Source organism: Streptomyces sp. NBC_01433 (assembly GCF_026340105.1).
Lineage (GTDB): Bacteria > Actinomycetota > Actinomycetes > Streptomycetales > Streptomycetaceae > Streptomyces.
In genome coordinates, this window is sequence record NZ_JAPEPM010000001.1 from 4,782,588 (window position 1) to 4,798,428 (window position 15,841).

A 15,841-nucleotide genomic window follows, 5' to 3' on the forward strand; every position below is an offset into this window, starting at 1 on the left:
TACCGGCTGTGGACCCCAGGAGCGGACCATGAACGTGGCGACCCCGAGCGGCGGCGGCAGCGTGGCGGACCGTTCCTGGCCCGGCGTGCTGAACCCCCTGCTGCGTGGTGAGGACCTCACCTCGGACGACACCGCGTGGGCCATGGACCGCATCATGAGCGGTGAGGCGACCGACGCGCAGATCGCCGGCTTCGCGGTCGCGCTGCGTGCCAAGGGCGAGACCGTGGACGAGGTCACCGGGCTCGTCCGGGCGATGTACGAGCACGCCAACACCATTCACGTACCGGGCCGCACGGTCGACATCGTCGGCACCGGCGGCGACCTCGCCAAGACGGTCAACATCTCCACCATGTCGGCGATCGTCATCGCGGGCACCGGCGCCAAGGTCGTCAAGCACGGCAACCGCGCCGCCTCGTCGGCGAGCGGCTCCTCCGACGTACTGGAGAAGCTGGGCGTCAACCTCGACCTCACCCCGCAGCGGGTCGTCGAGGTGGCCGAGGAGGCGGGCATCACCTTCTGCTTCGCCGTGAAGTTCCACCCCGCCCTGCGGTACGCGGCCAAGGCCCGCAAGGAACTGGGTGCGCAGACCACCTTCAACATCCTGGGCCCGCTCACCAACCCGGCCCGGGTACGCGCCCAGGCCGTCGGGGTCGCCGATGCCCGCATGGCACCCATCGTCGCGGGCGTGCTCGCCGACCGGGGCAATTCCGCGCTGGTCTTCCGCGGTGACGACGGTCTCGACGAGCTGACCACCACCGCCACCTCCCGCGTCTGGGTGGTCCGCGACGGGCAGGTGCGCGAGGAGGCGTTCGACCCGCGTCACGTCGGCCTGGAGCTGGTGCCCGTCGAGGCGCTGCGCGGCGCCGACGCCTCGTACAACGCCGATGTCGCCCGCCGGCTGCTGGACGGCGAGCGGGGGCCCGTGCGCGACGCCGTGCTGCTCAACTCGGCCGCCGCCCTGGTGGCGCTGGACCCGGGCGCGGGCACGCTGAACGAACGGATCGCGGCGAAGATCACCGAGGCCGCCGAGTCCATCGACTCGGGGGCGGCCAAGCGGGCCCTGGAGCGCTGGGTCGCGGCCAGCAACGCCTGAGGGCTGTCCCGAGGGGGCATTCGCTGTGAGCAAGGGCGCAGTCCGAATGACGGACTGCGCCCTTGCGCATGTGTGTACGTATGGCAAGATGCTGCGCAGGTCATGAGTGACAGCGACTACGGCCCCGGCCCGCTGTCCGGCAACCCTCCGTCCGTGGCGGGGTGCCCCGGGTGAAGACCAGGCCGTAGGCAGCGAGGTCTGCGGCAAGCGCGGGCCCCTCGGCATCGTTGAATGCCAACCCCCGGGGTCCTGGTCCCTAGGGAGCCTCTTGTGAGCAAGCGAATGCGGTAGGGCCTCCGGCCCTCCTCCGCGCACCCTCTTTCTTTTCCCGCGCTGCCGCGTGTCCGCCGGCGCGGGGAATTCGCCTGCCTTGTTACGGGAGTTCGCCATGTCTGTCTCCACCGCTGCCACCGACCAGTCCATTTGTGCACCGCTGCCGGTTCTGGGTAAGGACGTCACTGTTCCGCTGGTTACGGGCGGAGAAGTCACCTATGTCGCCCTCGACTACGCGGCGAGCGCCCCGGCGCTCCAGCGGGTGTGGGACGACGTCGCCGCGTACGCCCCGTACTACGGCAGTGTCCACCGGGGCGCCGGATACCTTTCGCAGCTCTCCACCGACCTGTTCGAGAACAGCCGCGCGGTCGTCGCGGAGTTCCTCGGCTGCCGTGCCGAGGACCAGGTGATCTTCACCCGCTCGACCACGGACTCGCTCAACCTGCTGGCCGCCGTGCTCCCCGCCGACTGCCAGGTGTTCGTGTACGAGACCGAGCACCACGCCTCCCTGCTGCCCTGGCGCGACGCCCGGGTCACCTACCTCAACGCGCCGCGCACCCCGGCCCAGGCCGTCGAGACCCTGGAGCGGGCGCTCGCCGACCGTGACCCCTACGGCCCGGCCCTGGTCTGTGTCACCGGCGCCTCCAACGTCACCGGTGAACTGTGGCCGGTGAGGGAACTGGCCGCCGCCGCCCACGCGCACGGCGCCCGGATCGTCCTGGACGCCGCCCAGCTCGCCCCGCACCACCCCGTCGACATCGCCGAGCTGGACGTCGACTGGGTCGCCTTCTCCGGGCACAAGCTCTACGCGCCGTTCGGCTCGGGCGTCCTCGCGGGCCGCGCGGACTGGCTCCAGGAAGCGGAGCCGTACCTGGCCGGCGGCGGCGCCTCCCGCAAGGTCGCCCGGCGCGCCGACGGCGGCGTGGACGTGGACTGGCACACCACCGCCGCCCGCCACGAGGCCGGTTCGCCCAACGTCATCGGCGTCTACTCCATCGCCTCCGCCTGCAAGGCGCTGACCGAGGCGGGCTTCGACAACCTGGTCGCCCGTGAGCAGCGGCTCGTCGCCGAGGTCCGCGCGGGTCTCGCCGAGGTCCCCGAGGTCAGGGTGCTCTCGCTGTTCGGCGACGACGCCCCGAGGGTCGGCGTGATCTCCTTCGTGGTGGAGGGCTGGAACAGCTCGCACTTCGCGGCCGCGCTCTCCGCGGAGTACGGCATCGGGGTCCGCGACGGCCTCTTCTGCGCGCACCCGCTGATCCGCACCCTGCTGGGCAGCGACCCGCAGGACCCGGGGGAGTGCGGCGCGCCGGAGGCGGAGCCGGGCGAGCGCTCGCTCAACGCGATCCGGGTCAGCTTCGGTGCCGGTACGCCGGACGAGCACGTCGAGCGTTTCGTACGGGCGGTCAAGGAGCTGGTCCGTGAGGGCGCCCAGTGGAAGTACCGCACCGAGGGCGGCCGCTGCGTCCCGGACCGCGGCGCGGCGCAGGTCTGAGGACCGGATACGGCTTCGGCCGGGTACGGGCAGCCGCCCGTACCCGGCCGAAGCCGTACCTGGCTACGCGTCGAGGCCGATGGCGAAGGCCGCTTCCAGGTCGTGCTGGGAGTACGTACGGAACGCCACGTGCGTGTCGGTGCCCTCGACGCCCGGGATCTTGCTGATCCGGCCGGGGATGACATCGGCGAGATCGTCGTGCTTGGCCACCCGGACCATGGCGATCAGGTCGTACGTACCGGTGACCGAGAAGACCTCGCTGACGCTGTCCAGCGCGGCGATGGCCTCGGCGATCTCCGGAATCCGGTCCACGCTGGTCTTGATGAGCACGATCGCGGTGATCACGGCTGGCTGTCTCCCTCGGTGGCCGTGGCTGGAGTCCTCACTCTAGCGTCACGCCGGTAGCGCCCCCAGGCGTAGAGGAACCCGGCGGCGAACCCCGTGACATGCGCCAGATACGCCACTCCGGGGCCGCTGCCCGCACTGTGGGCGGCCAGCCATTGCAGGACGAACCAGAAGATCAGCACGATCCAGGCGGGGAAGCGCAGCGGCAGGAAGAAGAGGAACGGGAAGAGGCTGGTGACCCGGGCCCTGGGGAAGAGGTAGAGGAACGCGCCGAGCACCGCGGAGATCGCTCCCGACGCGCCCACCAGGGTCTGCTCGGAATCGGCGTGCGCCGCGGCGTAGCAGAGCAGGGCCAGATATCCGCAGCCGAGATAGAAGAAGGTGAACTCGGTGTGGCCCATCCGTTCCTCGGTCATGGCGCCGAACACGTACAGAAAGAGCATGTTGCCCAGCAGGTGCAGCCAGCTGCCGTGCAGGAACAGGGCGGTGAGCGGGGTGAGCATCGCGTGCGCGGAGCCGTCCCACAGCTCGGCGGGGATCACCCCCCACCGTTCGAAGTACGCGGCCTGCGCGGCGAGCAGGGTGTCGGCGGTGCCGTAGGCCGGGTTGAAGCCGGACAGCGGGCTGATCAGGAAGACGGCGCAGCACAGCGCGATCAGCCCGTACGTGACCGGCGCCCCGCCCGCCGCGGCCGCGGCCCGGAACCTCCCGGCCCTGCCCCGCCAATCGACTTCCCGCCAATCGATCATGCACAGAGCATGACGCACCGGTGGAGAAGCGGACAGAGCGCCTCGCCGTGCCGATGGGTATACGCGAGGCCGTAGGGTTACGCCAGGACTTCCGCAGTTCGACGGCGCACCGCGAGATCCTTGACGTAGGACAGCACGGGACTCACCGGAATCCGGTGCGGTCCCGGTGGACGACGAACGACGAAAGAGGACGCAACGATGACGACGGTTCCCCAGCCGACCGACACGACGCGCTGGCGCTGCACGCTCTGCGGCAATCTCACGCGCTTCGATGTGACGCGGTCCTCCAAGGTCGTCGAGTACGTCCATCTCGACCTGGCCGGGGAGTCGAGTGTCGAGGAGCGGGAGGTGGTCAGTGAGACCATCGAGTCGGTCCGTTGTCGTTGGTGCAACGCGGTGGACCAGATCGAACTGGTGGACAGGCCTGGTGCCGACTCCTGAGGGGGCCGCCCGGACAGACAATTTGGGGTGACGGATGGTGGAGCAGCCGACTAACGGCGCCGAACCGGCCGATACGGCCGACGGCTCCGACGAGGTGCTCGACCGCCCGCTGCCCGAGGGCGTACGGCGGCGGGTCGTCGCGCTGGTCTCGGACGCCTTCGGCGGCCTGACGGTCGGCGAACTGCCCGCCCAGCTGCGGCAGTATGCCCGTTTCACCCCGACCCGGCGCGCCAAGTTCGCCGGGAACGCGATGGCGGCCGCCCTGGAGAGCGACCCGCTCTTCCGCCGGCGTATCGGTGAGCGGATCGGCCAGGCCCAGCCCGAGCTGGCCGGCGCGCTGGAGGCGGGCTCGCCGCCCGCCGCCGCCGACCCCGTCGATGTGGCCGCGGCCGCCTATGTGCTGCGCCCGGCCGGCTGGGTCAAGCTGGTCGAGGCCGCGGGCGAGGAAGTCCAGCGCGCCGACGCCGAACGCGCCGACGAGGAGGCCCGGCGCGAGCTGGAACGGCTGCGCGAGGAGCTGTCCCAGGCGCGGGGGCAGACGAAGAGCGAGACGGAGCGGCTGCGTACCGAACTGGACGCAGCCCGCAAGGAATCCGAAGCCCTTCACCGCAAGCTGCGCAGTGCCCTGAGCGAGGTGAAGCGCGGCGAGGCCGCGGTGCGCCGGAGCGCGGCCGAGACCGATGCCGTACGGGCCGAGGCGGCCGCCCAGGTCTCCGCCGCCGAGAGCGAGTCGCGGCGGCTCAAGGCGCGGCTCGGCGAGGCGGAGGCGTCCGTCGAGGCGAGTCGCCGGGCGGCCAGGGAAGGGCGCTCCGTCGAGGACATGCGGCTGCGGCTGCTGCTGGACACGGTGCTGGACGCGGCCCGCGGGCTGCGGCGTGAACTGGCGCTGCCGCCCTCGACGATCCGTCCCGCCGACAGTGTCGAAGCGGTGGAACCGGGCCGGATGTCGCCCAAGGACATTGCCGCCAGGGCTCTTTCGGAGACGGACCCGGCGCTCCTGGACCAGTTGCTCGCGCTGCCGCAGGCGCATCTCATCGTGGACGGCTACAACGTCACCAAGACCGGCTATCCGCAGATGCCTTTGGAGAAGCAGCGGTTGCGGCTGCTGGGCGGTCTCTCGGTGCTCGCGGCGCAGACCGGCGCCGAGATGACCTGTGTGTTCGACGGGGCCGAACTGGCCGCGCCGGTGCTGCTCGCTCCGCCGCGCGGGGTCCGGGTCCTGTTCAGCAAGGCAGGGGTGACGGCCGATGAGCTGATCCGTCAACTGGCCCGCGCGGAACCGCCCGGCAGGCCCGTCGTGGTGGTTTCCACCGACCGCGAAGTGGCGGACGGGGTCGCCAAGGCGGGGGCCCGGCCGGTCGCGTCCGCCCTGCTGCTGAAGCGTCTTTCCCGCGTCTGAGACACATGTTTCCCGCGTCTGAGGGCGCATGGCCGGACATGACCGGCTAGTTCGACATGCGCGACATGTGTGACATGCCGGAATTTCGGGAACGTACCGTCAAGTCGCCGCTACACGCGGTGTGATGTGGGCAAAGAAGTGCCTGAAGTGGTGAGATTTTTCTTGTGAGGATTTGAACTGATCACAAGATGGTCACTAAGGTCAGCCTCGAACCTTCGCACGGTTGATCACTCATTCGGGGTGACGGCGAAGGCACCGCCGAATCCGTGACATGCACGGAGCCGGGGATTCATGTCCCCCACAGCCCGGTAGGCGGCTCGAGGAAGAAGGAGCTCGCCTTCGTGGCGTCCCACCGTCGTCCCAAGCAGCCGAGCCGCACCCGTGTGAACGTGGTCACCGCGGCCGCCGCTGCGGCCGTGGCCCTGACTTCCCAGGCCGCTCACGCCGATCCCAAGCCGAGCAAGAGCGAAGTCAAGGCGAAGGTCGACAAGCTCTACCACGAGGCGGAAGCGGCCACCGAGAAGTTCAACGGGGCCAAGGAGCAGCAGGACAAGCTCAAGAAGCAGGCCAACGCGCTCCAGGACAAGGTCGCCCGCGGCCAGGAGGAGCTCAACACCCTGCGCGGCGAGCTGGGTTCGATCGCCACCGCGCAGTACCGCTCCGGCGGTATCGACCCGTCCGTCCAGCTCTTCCTCGCCTCGGACCCGGACGACTTCCTCGACCAGGCCTCCGCGCTGGACCAGCTGACGGCCAAGCAGACCGAGTCGCTCCAGAAGATCCAGTCCAAGCAGCGCACCCTCGCGCAGCAGCGCAAGGAAGCACAGGCGAAGCTGGGCGACCTCGCCGAGGTCCGCAAGACGCTCGGCGAGAACAAGAAGAAGTCCTCGGCCAAGCTGGCCGACGCCCAGCGGCTGCTCAACACCCTGACCGCCGCCGAGCGCGCCAAGATGGCCGACGACGAGCAGCGCGCCAGCCGCGACGCGGGCGACCGGGTCAAGCTGGGCAACGAGGCCCCCGCCTCCGAACGTGGTGCCGCCGCCCTCAGCGCCGCCGCGACCCAGATCGGCAAGCCGTACTACCGCGGTGGCACGGGCCCCAGCTCCTACGACTGCTCCGGGCTGACGCAGTGGGCCTACGCCCAGGCCAACGTCCAGATCTCCCGCGTCACGTACACGCAGGTCAACGACGGCCAGCGGATCGGGCGCAGCGCGCTGAAGCCGGGCGACCTGGTCTTCTTCAACAACACCTCGCACGTGGGCCTGTACGCGGGCAACAACCAGATCCTGCACGCCCCGAAGCCGGGCGCCAACGTCCGCTACGAGTCGATGGACTACATGGGCACCTTCCAGTTCGGCGTCCGCGTCGCCTGACACCCGAACGGGCGAATTACGCCACGTGGTGCTGACGCCCCGCCCCGCCGGAGACCAAGGTCACCGGCGGGGCGGAGGTGTTTGACACCCGCCCGCCTCCGGCGCGGTCTTTGGCCGCCGCGTAGCCATCCGATTACTGTCTGCCTGCTGTGGCAGCTCCCGGTCGTCGGTCCGCCCGCCCCGGGCGGCAGGGGCTGCCCACCGTCTGCGTCAGCGGAAGGGAGTGCGGCTTTCTGTGGTGTCCCATCGCCGTCCCACACAGTCCGGCCTCAACCGGAGCGTCCGGGCCACCGTCCTCACGGCCGCGGCGGCCACCGCGGCCGCGACACTCACGGGGGCCCCGGCGAGCGCCGACCCGCAGCACAGCCCCGAGGCGAGCCGGGCCGAGGTCGACCGGCTGTACCGCGAGGCGGAGAAGGCCACCGAACAGTTCAACGAGGCCGGGGAGCGGGTCGAGGGGCTGCGCGGCGAGGTGGACCGGGCCCAGGACAGGGCGGCGCGCGGCCAGGAGGGCATCAACCGGATGCGTACGGCGCTCGGTTCGCTCGCCCAGGCGCAGTACCGCTCCGGCTCCGTCGACCCCTCGCTCGCCCTGCTGCTCTCCTCGGACCCCGACACCTACCTCGACCGGGCCGCCACCCTGGAACGGATGAACATCCGTCAGTCGCTGGCCCTGGACCAACTCCGCCGGGCCCAGCGCGACGTCGCCCAGACCCGCGCGGAGGCGGCCAGGTCGCTGGCCGGACTGGAAGCGAGCCGGAGCGCCGTCACCCGCCACAAACGCACCGTCGAGGCCAAGCTCGCCCGCGCCCAGCGGCTGCTGGACGCGCTGCCCGCCGGGGAGCGCGCGTCCTTCGACCGGGCCTCCCGTTCCGGCCGCGACGACGTGGCACCGGATCTCGCCGGTGTCGTCCCGGGTTCGGCGAGGGCGATGGCCGCCGTGGCGGCGGCCCGGCAGGCACTCGGCCGCCCGTACGTGTGGGGCGCCGAGGGGCCCTCCGGATTCGACTGCTCCGGGCTGATGCGGTGGGCCTACGCACAGGCCGGGGTCGGCCTGCCGCGGACCTCGCAGGCACAGCGGTACGCGGGCCGGATGGTGCCGCTCTCCCAGGCACGGCCCGGAGACCTGGTCGTCTACCGGGCGGACGCCGGCCACATCGGGATGTACGTGGGAAACGGCCAGGTCATCCACGCCCCCTACCCCGGTGCCCGGGTGCGCTACGACCCCGTCGGCATGATGCCCGTCTCCTCGGTCACCCGTATCTGACCGTACGATCGGCAGGGTGGCGGTTCTCACGGGTGACACGCGGCGGGGCAGAGCCCGTGGGCGGCGTACGGCGGGTGCCGTGCTCGCCGGGCTGCTGCTGACGTCCGCCTGCGCGGCCCCCGACGCCCCCGCCACGGGCCCCACGGCCCGGGAGGTCGGCGCCGTCCTGGACCGCCGCGCCGACGCCGTCCTGGACCACGACCCGGACGCCTACCTGGCCGCGCTCGCCCCCGGTGCCACGAAGCTGCGGGCCACCCAGCGCACCGAACTGGCCAACCTCGCGGACGTGCCCCTGAAGTCCTGGACGTACCAGGTGAAGGCCGTCACGGAGCACGGCGCCGACAGGGCCACCGCCGACGTCGAACTGCGCTACCGGATCGCCGGCTACGACACCGCGCCGATCGCCACCCGCCGCACCCTGGAGCTGACCCGGTCCGGAGCCGGTGACCGCTGGTACATCGTCTCCGACCGGCCCGGCAAGGGCGCCGCGGAACAGCTCTGGCAGCAGGGCGACGTCCAGGTCGTGCGCGGCGCGCACAGCCTGGTCCTGGGCGTCGGCCGGGACCCGGGGGAGCTGCGCCGGGTCGCGGACACCGAGGACCTCGCCGTACCGGCCGTCTCCGCCGCCTGGCCGCAGCCCTGGGCGGGGCGGGTCGTGGTGCTCGTACCGGACTCCGTCGAGGACATGGCGAAGCTGCTGGGCTCACCGGGGGCGAGCTACCGGGGGATAGCGGCCGTCACCACCGGCGAGGTCGGCGGCAGCGGCAGGCGCCCGGCCCTGGCCGACCGGGTGATCATCAATCCGCAGGCGTACGCGATGCTCGGCACCTTCGGGCAGCGGGTCGTCCTGACCCACGAGACCACCCATGTCGCGACCCGGCCCCGGACCTCGGCGGCCACCCCGATGTGGCTCTCCGAAGGCTTCGCCGACTGGACGGCGTACCGCGAGGAGGGCCGCCCGGCCCCGGAGATCGCGCCCGAGCTCGCCGAGGCCGTGCGGGGCGGCGAGCTGCCCGCCGAACTGCCGGTGGACGACGACTTCGCCTTCGGCGGGGACCCGGGGAAGCTCGCGCGGGCGTACGAGGGTGGCTGGCTGGCCTGCGCGCTGATCGCCGACCGCTGGGGCGAGGAGAAGCTGATCGCGTTCTACGAGGCCGTGGGGGACCATCCCGGACGGGACGGGGCGGTGGAACAGGCGATGGGTGAGGTCCTGGACACCACGCCCCCGGACTTCACGGCGTACTGGCGGGACTACCTGAGCGCCCGGCTCGGCTGAGCGGCCGTGCCGGGCGCGGTGCCCGCCGCGTTCCGCACCGGACGGTCCTCCTCGCGGTGCGCCGTCCCGCCGGACGGCACCGTCTCCCGCCACAGCCGCCGCCCGGCGACGACCGAGGCGGCCACCAGCAGACCGTTGCGCACCAGCAGCAGGCTCACGCCCGTCGCGTCACTGGCCACCACATGCCCGAACCCGAGCGGGAACTCCAGCAGGGTGAACCCGGTCGCCACCAGCACCAGACCGGCGGGCAGCACCATCCGGCCGGCCCGGAACACCAGGCAGACCGCCGCCAGCCCGACCAGCCAGACGAGGTACTGCGGACTGATCACCCGGCTGGTCGTGGTGAACAGCAGCACCGCCGTGAACGCCGCGTCCGCCGGGGTGTGCACCGAGAACTCACGGGCCCGCACCCGCCACAGCAGCAGCCAGCCGAACGCCACGACGCTCAGCCCCAGGGCCAGCGTGGACACCACCGGCACCTGCGGACCGAGGAACTCCAGCGAGCCGTAGCGCAGCTCCACCCGGCCCTCCCAGCCGAACTGCCGCGCCACATGGAAGACCAGCGCCCCCAGTGACTCGATCTCGGTGCCCCGCTCCCGCTGGAAGGCCAGGAACGCGAACGCGCCCGGCGCTGCCACGGCGCACGCCCCGGCCACCACCGCACCCGTCACCGCCGCCGAGACCCAGGCACGGCGTGTCGTCCGCCCGCGCCCGGTCCCCACCAGCAGCAGCACAGGCCACACCTTCAGCAGCGCCCCGAATCCGGCCAGCGCCCCCAGCACCCGGGGGTGGCGCACCCCGGCCAGCAGCGCCGCCACCGCGACCGCCGTCACCATCAGGTCGTACCGGGCGTACGCGGTGGGACCGAGCAGCGGCACCCCCGCCACCCACAGCCACGCCCCCGCGTCCCGCATACCGGGCCGCCGCCCCGCGTACAGCAGCAGCCCGAGGACCAGCGCGTCGCACAGCAGCACCAGCACGAAGAACGCCGTCGCGTACGCCAGGAACGGCAGCAGCGCCGGGGACAGCACGGCCAGCGCGGCGGCGGGCGGGTACTGCCAGGTGACGTCGTCCAGCGGGTACGAGCCGGTCCGCAGGACGTCGTACCAGCCCTGGTAGATCACCGAGACGTCCACCGTGACGTCCGGGCCCGGCACGGTGAACACCTTGAACACGCACAGCAGCAGTGTCGCCCTGGTCAGCGCCCACACCGCGAGCGGCAGCAGCCGTGCGCCGATGGCCCCCGTCGTGGCTGCGCTCATCCGTTGCCCCGCCCGTCCCGCTGGTGGCTGTCCCGCCCGGGGGTGCGTCCTGCCCGGGTGCGTCCCGCTCGTGGTCCGTGGGGAGCCATGATGCCGGGCGGGACGGTGCGGGAGCGATGAAGCGCGGCCGTTCGGTACTGTCGGCGGCGATGGACAAGACCTTGATCGTGACGAACGACTTTCCGCCCCGCCCCGGCGGTATCCAGGCGTTTCTGCACAACATGGCGCTGCGCTTGGACCCCGGACAGCTCGTCGTCTACGCCTCCACCTGGAAGCGGAGCGCCGAGGGTGTCGCGGCCACCGCCGCCTTCGACGCGGAGCAGCCCTTCACCGTCGTGCGCGACCGTACGACGATGCTGCTGCCGACCCCGCGGGTCACGCGGCAGGCGGTGCGGCTGCTGCGCGAACACGGCTGCGCCTCCGTCTGGTTCGGGGCCGCCGCCCCGCTCGGCCTGATGGCACCGGCCCTGCGCCGGGCCGGTGCCCGCCGCATCGTCGCCACCACCCACGGCCACGAGGCCGGCTGGGCCCAGCTGCCCGCGTCCCGGCAACTGCTGCGCCGGATCGGCGAGGGCACGGACACCCTCACCTACCTCGGCGAGTACACCCGCTCCCGGATCGCCGCCGCCCTCACCCCCGAGGCGGCCGGGCGCATGGTCCAGCTGCCGCCGGGCGTCGACGAGAAGACCTTCCACCCGGCCTCCGGCGGGGACAGGGTCAGGGCCCGCCTGGGCCTCTCCGACCGGCCCGTCGTCGTCTGTGTGTCGCGGCTCGTGCCGCGCAAGGGCCAGGACACGCTGATCCTCGCCATGCCCGCGATCCTGGCGCGGGTGCCGGACGCCGTGCTCCTGATCGTCGGCGGCGGCCCGTACGCCAAGGAGCTGAAGCGGCTGGCCGCCGAGACGGGTGTGCTGGACTCGGTGCGCTTCACCGGCCCGGTGCCGTGGGCGGAACTGCCCGCGCACTACGGCGCGGGGGACGTCTTCGCCATGCCGTGCCGCACCCGGCGCGGCGGCCTGGACGTGGAGGGGCTCGGCATCGTCTACCTGGAGGCGTCCGCGACCGGGCTGCCGGTGGTGGCGGGCGACTCGGGCGGCGCTCCGGACGCGGTGCTCGACGGCGAGACCGGGTGGGTGGTGCGCGGCGGCAGTGCCGAGGAGTCGGCGGACCGGATCGTCACGCTGCTCGGCGACCCGGAGCTGCGGCGGCGCATGGGGGAGCGGGGCCGGGCCTGGGTCGAGGAGAAGTGGCGCTGGGACCTGCTCGCCGAGAAGCTGAAGACGCTGCTCTGAGCCGCGTACGGGCGATCGGTTCACCCGTACGGACGAGAAACCGGATCGGTCCCGCCCGTACTTACGCGGAAAAGGGGCCCGCACACACCGTGCGGGCCCCTTTTCGCGCACGTACATCAGGTGCGGTAGATCGACTCGACCTCGTCCGCGAAGTCCTTCGCCACCACATTGCGCTTCAGCTTCAGCGACGGCGTGATGTGGCCCGCCTCCTCGGTGAACTGCGTCGGCAGGATGCGGAACTTGCGTACGGACTCCGCCTTGGACACCGCGGCGTTGCCGTCGTCCACCGCCCGCTGCACCTCCGCCAGCAGCTCGGCGTCCTCGCGCAGCGTCACGGCCGTCGAGCCGACGGGCTTGCCGTGCTCCTCGGCCCAGCGCACCAGGAACTCCTCGTCGATGGTGATCAGCGCGCCGACGAACGGCCGTCCGTCGCCGACCACCATGCACTCGGCGACCAGGGCGTGCGCGCGGATCCGGTCCTCGATCACGGCGGGGGCGACGTTCTTGCCGCCCGCGGTGACGATGATCTCCTTCTTGCGGCCGGTGATCGCGAGATAGCCGTCCTCGTCGAGCGTGCCGATGTCGCCCGTGTGGAACCAGCCGTCGGCCAGTGCCTCGGCCGTCGCCGCGTCGTTCTTCCAGTACCCGGTGAACAGGTGCTCGCCGTGCAGCAGGACCTCGCCGTCGTCGGCGATCCGGACGACCGAACCGGGCAGCGGCTGGCCGACCGTACCGATCTTCTGTCGGTCCCACGGGTTGAACGCGGTCGCCGCACAGCTCTCCGTGAGGCCGTAGCCCTCCAGCACCGTGAAGCCGATGCCCCGGTAGAAGTGCCCGAGCCGCTCGCCCAGCGGAGCGCCGCCGGAGATCGCGAACTCGCCGCGCCCCCCGAGCACCGCGCGGAGCTTGCGGTAGACCAGCTTGTCGAAGACCTTGTGCTTGAGCCGCAGCCCGAGCGACGCGCCCTGCGGGGTGCCCAGCGCACGGCTGTAGGCGATCGCGGTGTCGGCGGCCCGGTCGAAGATCCGGCCCTTGCCGTCGGCCTGCGCCTTGGCCCGCGCCGAGTTGTAGACCTTCTCGAAGACCCGGGGCACACCGAGGATCAGCGTCGGCCGGAATGAGGCCAGCTCATCGGTGAGGTTCTTGATGTCCGGCACACAGCCGAGCCTGATCGGGGCCATCACCGAGGCCACCTCGACCAGCCGGCCGAAGACATGGGCCGCGGGCAGGAAGAGCAGCACCGAGCACTCACCGGTACGGAAGAGGGGCTTCAGCCGCTCCACCACATTGCCGCACTCCGCGAAGAAGCTGCGGTGCGTCAGCACACAGCCCTTGGGGCGGCCCGTGGTGCCGGAGGTGTAGACGATGGTGGCCGGGTCGTCGGCCTTGGCGCTCACCATGCGCAGATCCATGGTCTCGTCCGAGACCCCGCCACCGAGGGCGGTCAGCTCGTCGATCGCGCCCCTGTCGATCTGCCAGACGTGCGAGAGCTCCGGCAGCCGGTCCCGTACGGACGCGACGGCCCCGGCGTGCGCTTCGCTCTCCACGAGCACCCCGACCGCACCGGAGTCGCCGAGGATCCACTGGACCTGCTCGGCGGAGCTGGTCTCGTACACCGGCACGGTCACCGCGCCCGCACTCCAGATCGCGAAGTCCAGCAGCACCCACTCGTAGCGGGTGCGCGACATCAGGGCGACCCGGTCGCCAGGCTGCACTCCCGAGGCGATCAGTCCTTTGGCGGCGGCTCTCACCTCGGCCAGGAACCGGGTGGCGGTGACATCCGTCCAGGCGCCGGCCACCTTGCGGCTCATCACCGCGACATCCGGATGCTGAGCGGCGTTGCGGCGGATGAGATCCGTCAGGTTGCCGTCCGTAGGGACCTCGTACAGGGCCGGAAGGCTGAACTCGCGCAAGACTGCTGCTCCTCATCGGGCTCCGGTGCCACGGCTCTGTGTGACGCACCGGCTGCGGTCCAAGACTGGCGGTGCTCCGTGGGGTGAGCACGACTGGACTGCCCGGACGTTACCCATCGGTACGTGGTTCCCGATAGGGGGTTCCGGCCAGATGTCTTGTGCGTCACACACATGGGTGGTCCTTTCGCGCACAGTAGTCCACCCGTGTCACGACTCGGAAGTAACCGCAGGTCCGGCAGCCCCTACCCAGGGCTCCGGGGGCGGCCTAGGGTGGCTCGCATGCGAGGCAGCGAACCGGACGGTCAGGGCACGGACGCGCGGCGCACCACGCGCGTGCACGTGGTGAGTGATGTGCACGGCAACACCGAAGCGCTGGCCCGCGCCGGAGACGGTGCCGACGCCTTGGTCTGCCTGGGTGACCTGGTCCTCTTCCTCGACTACGCCGATCATTCGCGAGGCATCTTCCCCGACCTCTTCGGGAAGGAGAACGCGGACCGCATCGTCGAGCTGCGCACGGCGCGGCGCTTCGATGAGGCGCGCGAGTTCGGCCGCGCGCTCTGGGCGGGACGGGACCGCAACACCGCGATCCTCGGAGCCGTGCGCAAGCAGTACGCCGCCCTGTTCGCGGCCTTCCCCACGCCGACGTACGCCACCTACGGCAACGTCGACGTACCCGCCCTCTGGCCCGAGTACGCGGGCCCCGGCACCACCGTCCTGGACGGCGAGCGCGTCGAGATCGGCGGCCGGGTCTTCGGCTTCGTCGGCGGCGGGCTGAAGACCCCGATGAACACCCCGTACGAGATCAGCGACGAGGAGTACGCCGCCAAGGTCGAGGCACTCGGCCCGGTCGACGTGCTCTGCTCGCACATCCCGCCCGAGGTGCCGGAGCTGACGTACGACACCGTCGCGCGGCGCTTCGAACGCGGCAGCCCGGCCCTCCTGGACGCCATCCGCAGGACCCGCCCCCGGTACGCTCTTTTCGGCCATGTTCACCAGCCCCTGGTGCGCCGGATGCGGATCGGTGTCACCGAGTGCGTCAACGTCGGGCACTTCGCCTCGACCGGAAAGCCCTGGGCCCTCACCTGGTGAGCCGGGCGGCCTGCGGCGTGAACCGGGCGGCCCGGGGCGTGGACCGGGCGGGTGCGGGCACGCGATAGCCTGCAACCGGCAGGCTCCTGCCGAACGCGACCGGTACACCGCACTGGAGGGCCACGGCGATGGCTGAACACACCAGCTCGAGCATCACGATCGAGGCGGCACCGGCCGACGTCATGGGTGTGATCGCCGACTTCGCCCGCTACCCGGAATGGACCGGCGAGGTGAAGGAGGCCGAGGTCCTGGCCACCGACGACCGCGGCCGCGCCGAGCGGGTCCGGCTGGTCCTGGACGCCGGAGCGATCAAGGACGACCATGTCCTCGCCTACACCTGGACCGGTGAGAACGAGGTCAGCTGGAGCCTGGTGAAGTCCCAGATGCTGCGTGCCCTGGACGGTACGTACGCCCTGGCGCCCATCGGCGACGGCGTTCGCACCGAAGTCACCTACCGGCTCGCGGTCGACGTCAAGATCCCGCTCCTCGGCATGATCAAGCGCAAGGCGGAGAAGGTCATCATCGACCGCGCCCTGGCCGGTCTGAAGAAGCGCGTCGAGTCCGTCCCGCAGGGCTGACC

General features: G+C 71.6%; 14 protein-coding genes and 1 riboswitch. Of the genes, 10 read left to right on the forward strand and 4 right to left on the reverse strand.

Going from position 1 to position 15,841, the window contains the following annotated elements; translation table 11 throughout:
• Window positions 1-28 precede the first annotated feature (28 nt).
• Complete coding sequence (gene trpD, locus OG413_RS21520) at window positions 29-1,093, forward strand: anthranilate phosphoribosyltransferase (RefSeq protein WP_266807868.1); 1,065 nt, start codon at window positions 29-31, stop codon at window positions 1,091-1,093.
• A 98-nt stretch (window positions 1,094-1,191) separates the two neighbouring features.
• Window positions 1,192-1,309: riboswitch (SAM riboswitch) on the forward strand.
• A 172-nt stretch (window positions 1,310-1,481) separates the two neighbouring features.
• On the forward strand, window positions 1,482-2,858 hold the full coding sequence (locus OG413_RS21525) for an aminotransferase class V-fold PLP-dependent enzyme (protein ID WP_266807869.1): 1,377 nt from the start codon (window positions 1,482-1,484) through the stop codon (window positions 2,856-2,858).
• A gap of 63 nt (window positions 2,859-2,921) precedes the next feature.
• Here the strand turns inward: OG413_RS21525 and OG413_RS21530 are convergent, their stop codons facing one another.
• Window positions 2,922-3,203 (reverse strand): Lrp/AsnC family transcriptional regulator, encoded by a 282-nt coding sequence (locus OG413_RS21530; protein ID WP_007451244.1) that lies wholly within the window; start codon window positions 3,201-3,203, stop codon window positions 2,922-2,924.
• On the reverse strand, window positions 3,200-3,952 hold the full coding sequence (locus tag OG413_RS21535; protein WP_266807871.1) for a rhomboid family intramembrane serine protease: 753 nt from the start codon (window positions 3,950-3,952) through the stop codon (window positions 3,200-3,202). The genes OG413_RS21530 and OG413_RS21535 overlap by 4 nt, the downstream gene beginning before the upstream one ends.
• Window positions 3,953-4,150: 198 nt before the next feature.
• Between OG413_RS21535 and OG413_RS21540 the strand changes: the two genes are divergently transcribed.
• From OG413_RS21540 to OG413_RS21560, 5 genes are all read left to right on the forward strand, one after another.
• Window positions 4,151-4,393, forward strand: a complete 243-nt coding sequence (locus OG413_RS21540; RefSeq protein ID WP_018104398.1) for a hypothetical protein — start codon at window positions 4,151-4,153, stop codon at window positions 4,391-4,393.
• A 37-nt stretch (window positions 4,394-4,430) separates the two neighbouring features.
• A complete protein-coding gene (locus OG413_RS21545) occupies window positions 4,431-5,792 on the forward strand; it encodes an NYN domain-containing protein (protein ID WP_266807873.1) in 1,362 nt (453 codons plus the stop codon).
• Window positions 5,793-6,133: 341 nt separating this feature from the next.
• A complete protein-coding gene (locus OG413_RS21550; RefSeq protein ID WP_266807875.1) occupies window positions 6,134-7,162 on the forward strand; it encodes a C40 family peptidase in 1,029 nt (342 codons plus the stop codon).
• 235 nt (window positions 7,163-7,397) lie between these two features.
• Window positions 7,398-8,429 carry a C40 family peptidase gene (locus OG413_RS21555; protein ID WP_266807877.1) on the forward strand — a complete coding sequence of 344 codons (1,032 nt, stop codon included), beginning with the start codon at window positions 7,398-7,400 and terminating at the stop codon, window positions 8,427-8,429.
• 94 nt (window positions 8,430-8,523) lie between these two features.
• Complete coding sequence (locus OG413_RS21560) at window positions 8,524-9,705, forward strand: hypothetical protein (RefSeq protein WP_266810282.1); 1,182 nt, start codon at window positions 8,524-8,526, stop codon at window positions 9,703-9,705.
• On the opposite strand, the gene OG413_RS21565 is transcribed toward OG413_RS21560, so the two are convergent.
• Complete coding sequence (locus OG413_RS21565) at window positions 9,681-10,967, reverse strand: glycosyltransferase family 87 protein (RefSeq protein ID WP_266807879.1); 1,287 nt, start codon at window positions 10,965-10,967, stop codon at window positions 9,681-9,683. The genes OG413_RS21560 and OG413_RS21565 overlap by 25 nt on opposite strands.
• Before the next feature lie 149 nt (window positions 10,968-11,116).
• On the opposite strand from OG413_RS21565, the gene OG413_RS21570 reads away from it, so the two are divergent.
• Window positions 11,117-12,259 (forward strand): glycosyltransferase family 4 protein, encoded by a 1,143-nt coding sequence (locus OG413_RS21570; protein ID WP_266807881.1) that lies wholly within the window; start codon window positions 11,117-11,119, stop codon window positions 12,257-12,259.
• A gap of 116 nt (window positions 12,260-12,375) precedes the next feature.
• Here OG413_RS21570 and OG413_RS21575 read toward each other — a convergent pair whose 3' ends face one another.
• The gene (locus OG413_RS21575; protein WP_266807883.1) at window positions 12,376-14,172 is read right to left on the reverse strand and encodes a long-chain fatty acid--CoA ligase; all 1,797 of its coding nucleotides are present in this window, start codon (window positions 14,170-14,172) and stop codon (window positions 12,376-12,378) included.
• Between the two features lie 279 nt (window positions 14,173-14,451).
• Between OG413_RS21575 and OG413_RS21580 the strand changes: the two genes are divergently transcribed.
• Both OG413_RS21580 and OG413_RS21585 read left to right on the forward strand, forming a co-directional pair.
• Window positions 14,452-15,261, forward strand: a complete 810-nt coding sequence (locus OG413_RS21580; protein WP_266807884.1) for a metallophosphoesterase — start codon at window positions 14,452-14,454, stop codon at window positions 15,259-15,261.
• A gap of 128 nt (window positions 15,262-15,389) precedes the next feature.
• Entirely contained in the window at window positions 15,390-15,839 is a 450-nt protein-coding gene (locus OG413_RS21585) for an SRPBCC family protein (RefSeq protein ID WP_266807885.1), read from the forward strand.
• Window positions 15,840-15,841: the final 2 nt, after the last annotated feature.

What these genes read in the sequence shown, in the direction of transcription:
- OG413_RS21540 (WP_018104398.1), top strand. Translation starts at nt 4,151, where the DNA reads ATGACGACGGTTCCCCAGCCGACCGACACGACGCGCTGGCGCTGCACG.
- trpD (WP_266807868.1), top strand. Translation starts at nt 29, where the DNA reads ATGAACGTGGCGACCCCGAGCGGCGGCGGCAGCGTGGCGGACCGTTCC.
- OG413_RS21525 (WP_266807869.1), top strand. Translation starts at nt 1,482, where the DNA reads ATGTCTGTCTCCACCGCTGCCACCGACCAGTCCATTTGTGCACCGCTG.
- OG413_RS21585 (WP_266807885.1), top strand. Translation starts at nt 15,390, where the DNA reads ATGGCTGAACACACCAGCTCGAGCATCACGATCGAGGCGGCACCGGCC.
- OG413_RS21580 (WP_266807884.1), top strand. Translation starts at nt 14,452, where the DNA reads ATGCGAGGCAGCGAACCGGACGGTCAGGGCACGGACGCGCGGCGCACC.
- OG413_RS21565 (WP_266807879.1), bottom strand. Translation starts at nt 10,967, where the DNA reads ATGAGCGCAGCCACGACGGGGGCCATCGGCGCACGGCTGCTGCCGCTC.
- OG413_RS21535 (WP_266807871.1), bottom strand. Translation starts at nt 3,952, where the DNA reads ATGATCGATTGGCGGGAAGTCGATTGGCGGGGCAGGGCCGGGAGGTTC.
- OG413_RS21570 (WP_266807881.1), top strand. Translation starts at nt 11,117, where the DNA reads ATGGACAAGACCTTGATCGTGACGAACGACTTTCCGCCCCGCCCCGGC.